We start from the raw sequence: 8,691 nt of genomic DNA on the forward strand, positions 1-8,691 counted from the left end.
TTCGACTGGCATCATATACCCCATTAACCATACATCCAGTCGCAGGTCATCTGCCAGGCCCCGCAGCAATGACATGGCTGCATGGGTATGGGCGTTAACCAAGCCAGGCATGAGCACTTTACCCAGACAGTCAATCATTTGTTCGGCAGCGTACTGCTCGCAGATGTCTGTTTCGTGTCCGGTAGCCAGGATTTGGTCTGCCTGGATGGCAATCGCACCCGGCTCATAGAGGGTTAAATCTGCATCCATCGTCAAGAGGATAGCATTTTTAAGGATCAGGTCAGCTTTAATTGTCATGGGGTATCCTTCGAATCATGTCCAAACTCTGGTGATAGGCCCAAATAGGTGCATATTCCGGTGGACCTGCATATCTACGCGAATATCGTTTCGTTTCGAGAGGTGTGATCAATACCAACAGGATTTCTTGGTAATTCTCTTGAGGAATTAATGCTACACCCAAACCCACATCGGCTTGGTGTGATACACGGCAGGCATCTGCAAGGTCATGTAATCGTTCCATGGATGGCAGCTCGGTTATCACCTGACCACCTGAAAATGGGCCATGTGTGGATGCCAGACGGCGTATAATATTGCCTTCCAGACCATACTCAAGCACAGTCAGGGTCCAATTGTTCTTCGACACGGATTGCATGGTCACTTCTTCCAGTGTGTCCATGTCGATCCCGTAAACGCACTCGCCCAGGCGTTCACGCAATCCAGCTTCAACAGGGATTATCAGTAAATTGGCAGCTTCTTCAGAGTCAGCTTTCACCGTGATGCGTACATCCACCTGTCCTGAGTGGGCGGCCAGGCCTACCGTGGGATTCTGCATCCTCTCATAATCTCCAATCAAATCGTCAATTTGCGATTCACCGATGCCGACCGTGTGGATCACCCTGGTTTTAATCATTTGAGACAAGCCATAATGCTGGCGGAGGTAGGGAATGACCGTTCGCTCGACCAATGTCATCATTTCACTCGGTACTCCCGGGAGGGTGATGATAACCTGAGATTGCTTTACAAAGACGAAAATTGGTGCCGTTCCAACAGGGTTTTCAAAGGCTATCGAGCCTTTCGGGATATATGCCTGGCGGCGATTATTTTCAGTTGGAAAGCGACCAAGCCGTTGGAAGCGGGCTTTTATTTGCTCCCATAACTCAGAACGGAATTCCAACTCAACACCGACAGCCATCGCTACCGCTTCACGGGTTGGATCATCTACGGTAGGACCCAGACCTCCCGTGGTGAGAATAATTTCACAGCGGGCTAATGCCTCCTGGATGACCTGGGCGATACGTTGGGCATTGTCTCCAACGGTGGTTTTTCGGAATAAATCGATGCCTGCATCACGCAGCGATTGGGCCAGGAACCGGGCATTCGTATCGACAATATCGCCGAGTAAGATTTCTGTCCCGATGGTGATAATTTCTGCGGATGGCATCAACACTCCAGTAAATTCGTATGCGCAGGATAGCCTATGAATATGCCATCATGCGTATAGTAATATGTCTTTACACAACATTATACTCGTGGATTAAACGACCTTCAGAAAACCTGGCGTAATCAAGCATGGAAATATCCATCGATAAAGCTTGACCATCCAGGATGACCTCAGCCATTAATTTTCCCGCAATCGGTCCATGCATGAAACCATGACCAGAAAATCCCGTAACGATATAATAGCCGTCGATAGGGGTCTTGCCGAAAATCGGGTGAGCGTCGGGAGTTACCTCATATAAGCCAGCAAGCCGGGAGGCAAGCCCTACATGCTCTAATATTGGCAACCGTTCGATTGCTGCTTCCATGTGGGCCAATTCCCATTCAGGATCGACATTCTGATCATAGCCGGGAGCCTGATTTGGGTTGGACATCCCAGTAAGCAGACCTGGCCCCTCTGTATGGAAATACAATGACCTGGCGAAATCGATGACAAATGGGAAATCCACAGGAAGCTCAGGGATGGCTGTCGTGGTCAGCCATTGCCGGCGTACAGGTATGACAGGAACGGGGAGCCCCACCAGTGCACCAGTCTGGCCTGACCAGGGACCTGTAGCATCAACGATCACAGCAGCGGAGATAGACCGGGAGGGGGTTTCTACAGTGGTTACCTTCCCAGAATGGGCAGTTATTGCGACCACTGGAGATGAAGTTAAGGTTTTTACTCCCAGGTGTTGGGCTGCACTGATATATCCCATTACAACACTGTTAGGATCGACCAGGCCATCCATCGGGTTAAAACTTCCCCCTATTACATCATCCAGCCGCATGAGAGGAAGCATATTCCGTACCTCATCACCGGTCAGCCATTGGGTACACGCCCCTAATCGGTTCTGCATTTCTACATTGTGCTCGAATACCCGCACTTCATCCGGCCTGGTTAGCAAGAAAAGATACCCTGTCGTACGCAAGTTAATATCCTGCCCGATCTCTTCGCGAAACCTCTCGAGCATAGGCAAGGATAGCAGCGATAAGCGGACATTCACTTCCGTGCCAAACTGGTAACGTACACCTCCAGCACACCTACCCGTAGCGCCGGTACCGAAAAAGTCTTCTTTTTCGAGAAGGACGATATTTTTCTGACCGCGTAGCGCCAGGTGATAAGCTGTGCTGGCACCCATCACTCCGCCGCCAATGATGATCACATCCGCTGTGGTTAATTGTTTCATTTACTGATCCGTCCGGAAATTAAATGCGTGGGGATAATTCTACCACCCACGCATGCATTCATTATCATTTATTCATTAGCAGTTCGCAACAACCTGCTCGATAAAGTTGGTCTATTCAATTCCCAAATATGCTTTTTGTACCATCTCATTGTTTCGCAGGTTTTCAGCTGAGCCGCTTAATATAATTTCACCAGTCTGTAAAACATACCCTCGATCCGCCACAGATAATGCTGCGCGGGCGTTTTGTTCCACAAGTAAGATTGTTGTTCCAGTCCGATGCAATTCCTGGATTGTATCGAATATGATATCGACCAGGACCGGCGCTAATCCCATGGAGGGTTCATCCATAAGCAGAATTTTCGGATCTCCCATCATCGCACGCCCGGTAGCCAGCATTTGTTGCTCACCACCACTTAGCGTGCCACCCACTTGCTTGCGACGTTCTTTAAGCCGTGGAAACAGGCTGAATACCCGTTCCATATCTGCGGCAATCTTCTTTTTGTCCTTCTGGGTATAGGCACCCATTTCTAAGTTTTCAGTGACTGTGAGCCTGCCAAAGATCTGCCGTCCTTCCGGCACCTGAACAATGCCTTTCATGACGATATCACATGCTTTATAACCAGTAATTTCTTCTCCCGCGAGGCGGATGCTACCCGGTCGGGGACGAAGCAAGCCACTGATCGTCTTGAGCGTAGTGGATTTACCCGCGCCATTCCCGCCGATCAGAGTTACGATCTCAGCCTCATCAACGGTGATGGAGATGCCTTTAAGGGCATGAATATTGCCATAGTAGGTATGGACATTTTCAAGTTCTAGCAGTGACATAGTGGCTTCTCCATCAATCAGCTGCGATAGTTTCTGCAGGTTGGCTCGGTTTGGTTGTGGTCATGATCCCATCTGCGGAACCTCGACCAAGATAGGCTTCGATCACAGTGGCGTTTCGTTGGATTTCTGCTGGAACACCTTCAGCAATTTTTGCTCCGTAGTCCAACACGGTGATTAACTCGGATATGCCCATCACGACTCGCATCTGGTGTTCGATTAGCAAGATAGTGATTCCGAACTCATCCCGCAGCTTTCGTATTAGCAGCATCGTTTCCTGGGTTTCACTCGGATTCATGCCTGCAGTGGGTTCATCCAGAAGGAGTAGTACAGGCTTACTTGCTAATGCTCGGGCGATTTCGAGACGGCGCTGGGCACCATAAGGTAGGTTTTTGGACAGTAGATCACCTTGCCCTCCCAGACCCATAAAGCGCAACAGGCGCAAGCTTTCTTCCAATGCTGCAGCTTCCTCATTACGAGTGCGTTTATCGCGTAGGATTCCGCCAATGATGTTTGAATGAAGATGTGGATGCATCCCAACCAGGATATTTTCAACCACGGTCATGTTCTTGAAAAGACGGATATTCTGGTAGGTGCGTGAGATGCCGCGTTTGGTTACACGATCTGTAGAAAGTCCGGTAATTGGTTTCCCCTGTAAGAGGATATCACCCTCTTCAGGGTTGTAGAAACCTGTTACGCAGTTGAAGAAGGTTGTTTTACCGGCTCCATTGGGCCCAATGATGCTCTGGATGCCATTTTCCTTCACTTCCAGATCCACTTCGCGGACTGCAACCAATCCACCGAATCGCTTCGTAACTTTTTTAGCTTCAAGAATAGCCATGTTATTTTCCTCCTGCTTCCCCGACATTCAGCGCCTCGGTGACTGGTAGGTCTGGTATGGCTTCTTGTTCATGTAATTCCAGCTTGCGGCGTGCCTCGGGCCATAATCCTTCCGGGCGAAAGAGCATCATAGCAACCAGCGCTAAACCATAAAACCAATACTTGAATTCTTCAAACCCGCTGAGCATGGCAGGCAACCCCACCAGGACTAAGGCACCAACAAATACACCTGGGATACTGCCCATTCCCCCGATGATGATCATCACCAAAACGTTGATGGACACAATAAATGTCATACTGTGGGGATAGACTGAGGTTAATTTGGCAGCTCCAAAGGTGCCAGCTAAACCAGCAAACAACGCCCCGGTGGAGAAAGCTAACAGCTTGGTCATCACCAGGTTGATTCCCATAGCTTGTGCGACATCTTCATCCTCGCGCAGAGCCATCCATGAGCGACCCAGGTGGGAATCTTTGAGACGCCAGGCGATAAAAGCAATGATCACGATTCCTACCAGGATTATGTAGTAGAGCTTTTGTAAGGTATCCAATGTCAGTGGACCGAATTTTGGTTGAGCAATCTGTTGGATGCCTTGTGTGCCTCCGAGGAATGACTTTAGCCAGTCAGATAGTGCCAGAAGCCTGACGATTTCTCCAAACCCGAGGGTGACAATCGCCAGATAATCACCACGCATACGCAACACAGGTAAGCCGAGGATGATACCAGCCAACCAGGTGACCACTAACGCGACTGGTAGCGCCTGCCAAAATGTCCATGCACCTAGCTGGGAGGTCAGTACACCCACCGTGTAAGCCCCGATCGCATAAAATGCGACATATCCCAGATCTAATAGGCCAGCATAACCAACCACAATGTTTAACCCCAGGCCCATAATGATAAAGTATCCAGTTGTATCCAGGATCTCGCTATAAAAGATTCCCAGAGCGTAAGGAAGGGAAAGCAAAATGAGGCCCAAGCCAATATACAGGATAAATTTATTCCTTTTTACCACCTTAGGAGATTTCGCAACCGCAGGACCTCTTTGTCGACCTTTTAGATAAAAAGTCAAACCGAAGGCAACTGCAAAAACGAATACAGCACCAATAATACTCAATCCTGTGGTAGCAAACATAAACCTAGTAAGAACAAAAGAAAACGGCTGGATCTTGAATAAATCGATATATAACACCTGATCTCTTAAGGTTCCTAAAGCAACTACCCACAAAATTGCCTGGATCATCGCAGCGCGCAATCGACTAGGTAGGAGGAAGATCCCGCAGGTTGCCACACAAACAACAGCAAATAACAGCGGCGGAACAAATACGCCGAGAGGGAGTGGTATTCCCATCGTTAGCATTTCGAACAAAGCTGGAGAGGCATTTACAAACATGTTGCGAATGCCAGTGTAGGTACCGAGTAATATCAATATGGTTAAGAATAAGCCACTGATTAAACCTATCAGGGCACTTGTTCCCACCAAGATCGACCTACGAGTATTACTGGAACCTCTTAAGAACATATAAGTCAACATGACCATGGGTGTGAACAGGATGACAATTCCGAAACTGATCACCCCGATTATGACATACGTGTCTCCGAAGGCTTCCACCAGACCAACCAGCGCGACAAGCAGACATATGCCTCCTGCGAGGACACCATTGTTTATGGCTTTTTTCCAGATTGAAGATGTCTCTGTTTTCATATCTGGCTCCTTAGGCTTTCGTCTTACTTATCCGCTCACCCAATAAACCGGTAGGACGGAAAATTAGAATTAATACGAGGATAGCAAATGCAATGCCATCTTTAAGCTGGTTCGGAGCCGGGATGCCAAGCCCACTCAGGAACAAGTTCGGACCCAGCGACTCGAGCAGACCCAGGATCATGCCTCCCAGCCAAGCACCCACAACGTTTCCGATACCACCCAGCACCGCAGCAGTGAAAGCTTTTAAGCCCGGTATGAAACCCATGAAATAGTGAACATTTTGATAGACGAGGGCGTATAAAACCCCTGCTAAACCAGCTGATGCACCGCCTAATCCAAATGTAAATACGATGATACGGTCGACATCAACCCCCATCAAGGCAGCAACCTCTTTATCTTCTGAGACAGCCCGCATGGCCTTACCGGTTTTGGTAAATTGGACTATTGAATAGAGTAATAACATCATGAAAAATGCGGATAGGATGACGACCGCGTCGGTTTTTGGGATGGTAACTGGGCCAATTGTCCAGGTACCCGCTAAGGCATCCAAATTCGGGTATGTTTTTATATTTGCACCATAAAAACCTTTAAACGTATACTGCAAGAAAAAAGAAGCGCCAATGGCTGTGATCAATGGAACCAATCTTGGTGCATAGCGTAGTTTGCGATAGGCAACTCGCTCAAGCAAAAGAGCAACCGTGCTTGAAACGGTGACAGATACTATTGTGATCAAGCCGAGGCTTATTAACGGATGGGAGTTATAAAATCCTGTATTATTAAGGTAAATTGCCAGAAAAACAGCTGTGAAAGGTCCACTCATGAATACTTCACTATGGGCGAAGTTGATCATGCGCAGGATACCATAAACAAGGGTGTAACCAAGAGCAATAAGAGCGTAGATCCCACCAAGTTTTAAGCCTCCAATAACCAGGTAGATCCATTGTTCAGCGGTGTATTGTGCTGCTTGCAAGGTGCGAATCGTACCGATGATGATCGCGGCAGCAATAACCACACCAATCCCCCAGACCACGAGGTCCGTAAACGTGACTGTCCGGCGCCATCTTTTTAGCATAGCAACCTCCAAGGAATAAGAAAAAAAGGAGGGACGAGGGCTTGCCTCGCCCCTCCTAATGCTGATGGGACTAAGTCCGTTGTGGTTTTTATGGCCAGATCTTCTCAGGTGGGTACTGACCAGTGTGGTACTCGTAGACAGCGATCTTGGGATCAGCGCAGTCTCCCGTTGGAGTGCAGGTCAAATTACCAGTCAAACCCTTAAAATCCTTGGTGGCATACATGCAATCGCGTAAACCCTGGCGGGGTATATGCAGTGTGCCATCACTATCCTTAACAGTCACCTTATTGACGCAGGCGAAAATCATATTCATTGCGTCGTAGGCATGGGCATGGAAGATACTGATTGGCACAGTGCCGAATTTGGCTTGATATTCAGGCAGGAATTTAGCAGCATAATCCGGACCATAGGCAGAAGTGTCGGGGCTAGAAGCAAACACACCTTCAACCGCATCACCAGCACCCTTCATCACGTCGGTTGAGAACATGCCATCAGCACCCATCAGGTAAACATTCTCAAGGCCAGGTGTGGTGCGTGCCTGGCGAATGATCTGCGTTCCAGCTTGCACGAAGATCGGGTGGTAGATCAGCTCAGGAGAGCCAGCAGCGATGCTCGTGAGAACACCACTCATGTCTGTCTGCTGTGGATCAACCGATTCCTGAGCAGTGATGGTACCGCCCAGTTTGGTGAAATTGTCAGCAAAAACCTGTTGAAGCTGTTGGGCGTAAATACTTCCGTCATGGATGGTTGCAGCTTTAGTTACCTTAAGGAAATTATAAGCAAACTCTGCGGCAGCCTTGCCCTGGACTGAATCACTATGGGCGGTACGTAGGTAACCCGGCCAGTTGTTTTCATTGCCTTTAAGGGTCAGGTCAACAGCGGTATTGGATGGGGATATCACCGTGAAACCGGCCTTGGACCACAGGGGGATAGCCACGCGAACGGCGCTTGAGCAGGAAGTACCAAGAATAGCAACAATGGATGGATCGGCAGCTAATTTGGTGCCTGCGCTCTGACCACCTTCAGCACTGCAGCCTTCATCGGCACCATCAAACTTAATGTCGTGGTCGAGAAGTTTTCCACCAACATCTTGAATGGCGACTTCGGCGCCATTACGCGAGTCAGTGCCAAGAGTGGCATCACTACCTGAGATTGCTAGTGCATAAGCAAGGTGGACTGGTTCGCTGGGAGCAACAGTCACGCAGCCGATCGAATCTGTACATGTATATGCCTGTCCACCGCATGCAGCTAAGAGCATGCTTAAAATCATTAATAGGGAAACGATCCCAAATATACGCTTACTCATGTTTTCTCCTCCAAGAACAAAGCAAGATTGATTTACATTTTATTTTTATTTAAAATGAGGTTTTTCATTATTAAACTATTCGAATTGCACACCTCCTTCTAGATTCCTGTTGGAATCGTGATCTCGGTTATACAATCAAATCCTTCAACAGACAATAATTTAATCAGCGCTGCTGGGATCATCCCCCAAGATGAAAATTTGATGAATTTTAATGGTCATACGACTAACCGTCAAGGGTACGCGCTCTTTCAAATAAAATATTACTGAATGATAATCGTTCCCTCA

General features: G+C 48.2%; 8 protein-coding genes. All 8 read right to left on the reverse strand.

The features are described 5' to 3' along the window. The coding region (locus C3F13_14550; protein PWB51172.1) for an amidohydrolase at window positions 1–297 on the reverse strand (297 nt) is incomplete at its 3' end. Then, window positions 287–1,441 carry a competence/damage-inducible protein A gene (locus C3F13_14555; protein ID PWB51173.1) on the reverse strand — a complete coding sequence of 385 codons (1,155 nt, stop codon included), beginning with the start codon at window positions 1,439–1,441 and terminating at the stop codon, window positions 287–289. The genes C3F13_14555 and C3F13_14550, both read right to left, overlap by 11 nt. A 70-nt stretch (window positions 1,442–1,511) precedes the next feature. Further along, the gene (locus C3F13_14560) at window positions 1,512–2,666 is read right to left on the reverse strand and encodes an FAD-binding oxidoreductase (GenBank protein ID PWB51174.1); all 1,155 of its coding nucleotides are present in this window, start codon (window positions 2,664–2,666) and stop codon (window positions 1,512–1,514) included. A gap of 111 nt (window positions 2,667–2,777) precedes the next feature. Continuing rightward, window positions 2,778–3,491 (reverse strand): ABC transporter ATP-binding protein, encoded by a 714-nt coding sequence (locus C3F13_14565; GenBank protein ID PWB51175.1) that lies wholly within the window; start codon window positions 3,489–3,491, stop codon window positions 2,778–2,780. A gap of 13 nt (window positions 3,492–3,504) precedes the next feature. Beyond that, the gene (locus tag C3F13_14570; protein PWB51176.1) at window positions 3,505–4,329 is read right to left on the reverse strand and encodes an ABC transporter ATP-binding protein; all 825 of its coding nucleotides are present in this window, start codon (window positions 4,327–4,329) and stop codon (window positions 3,505–3,507) included. 1 nt (window position 4,330) lies between these two features. Next, window positions 4,331–6,028 carry a leucine/isoleucine/valine transporter permease subunit gene (locus tag C3F13_14575; GenBank protein PWB51177.1) on the reverse strand — a complete coding sequence of 566 codons (1,698 nt, stop codon included), beginning with the start codon at window positions 6,026–6,028 and terminating at the stop codon, window positions 4,331–4,333. A gap of 10 nt (window positions 6,029–6,038) precedes the next feature. Continuing rightward, window positions 6,039–7,100 carry a branched-chain amino acid ABC transporter permease gene (locus C3F13_14580; protein PWB51178.1) on the reverse strand — a complete coding sequence of 354 codons (1,062 nt, stop codon included), beginning with the start codon at window positions 7,098–7,100 and terminating at the stop codon, window positions 6,039–6,041. An 88-nt stretch (window positions 7,101–7,188) separates the two neighbouring features. Beyond that, complete coding sequence (locus C3F13_14585; protein ID PWB51179.1) at window positions 7,189–8,406, reverse strand: branched-chain amino acid ABC transporter substrate-binding protein; 1,218 nt, start codon at window positions 8,404–8,406, stop codon at window positions 7,189–7,191. Between the last annotated feature and the right edge of the window lie 285 nt (window positions 8,407–8,691).

This window comes from Anaerolineales bacterium (genome assembly GCA_003105035.1).
In the GTDB taxonomy this organism is placed as follows: domain Bacteria; phylum Chloroflexota; class Anaerolineae; order Anaerolineales; family UBA4823; genus FEB-25.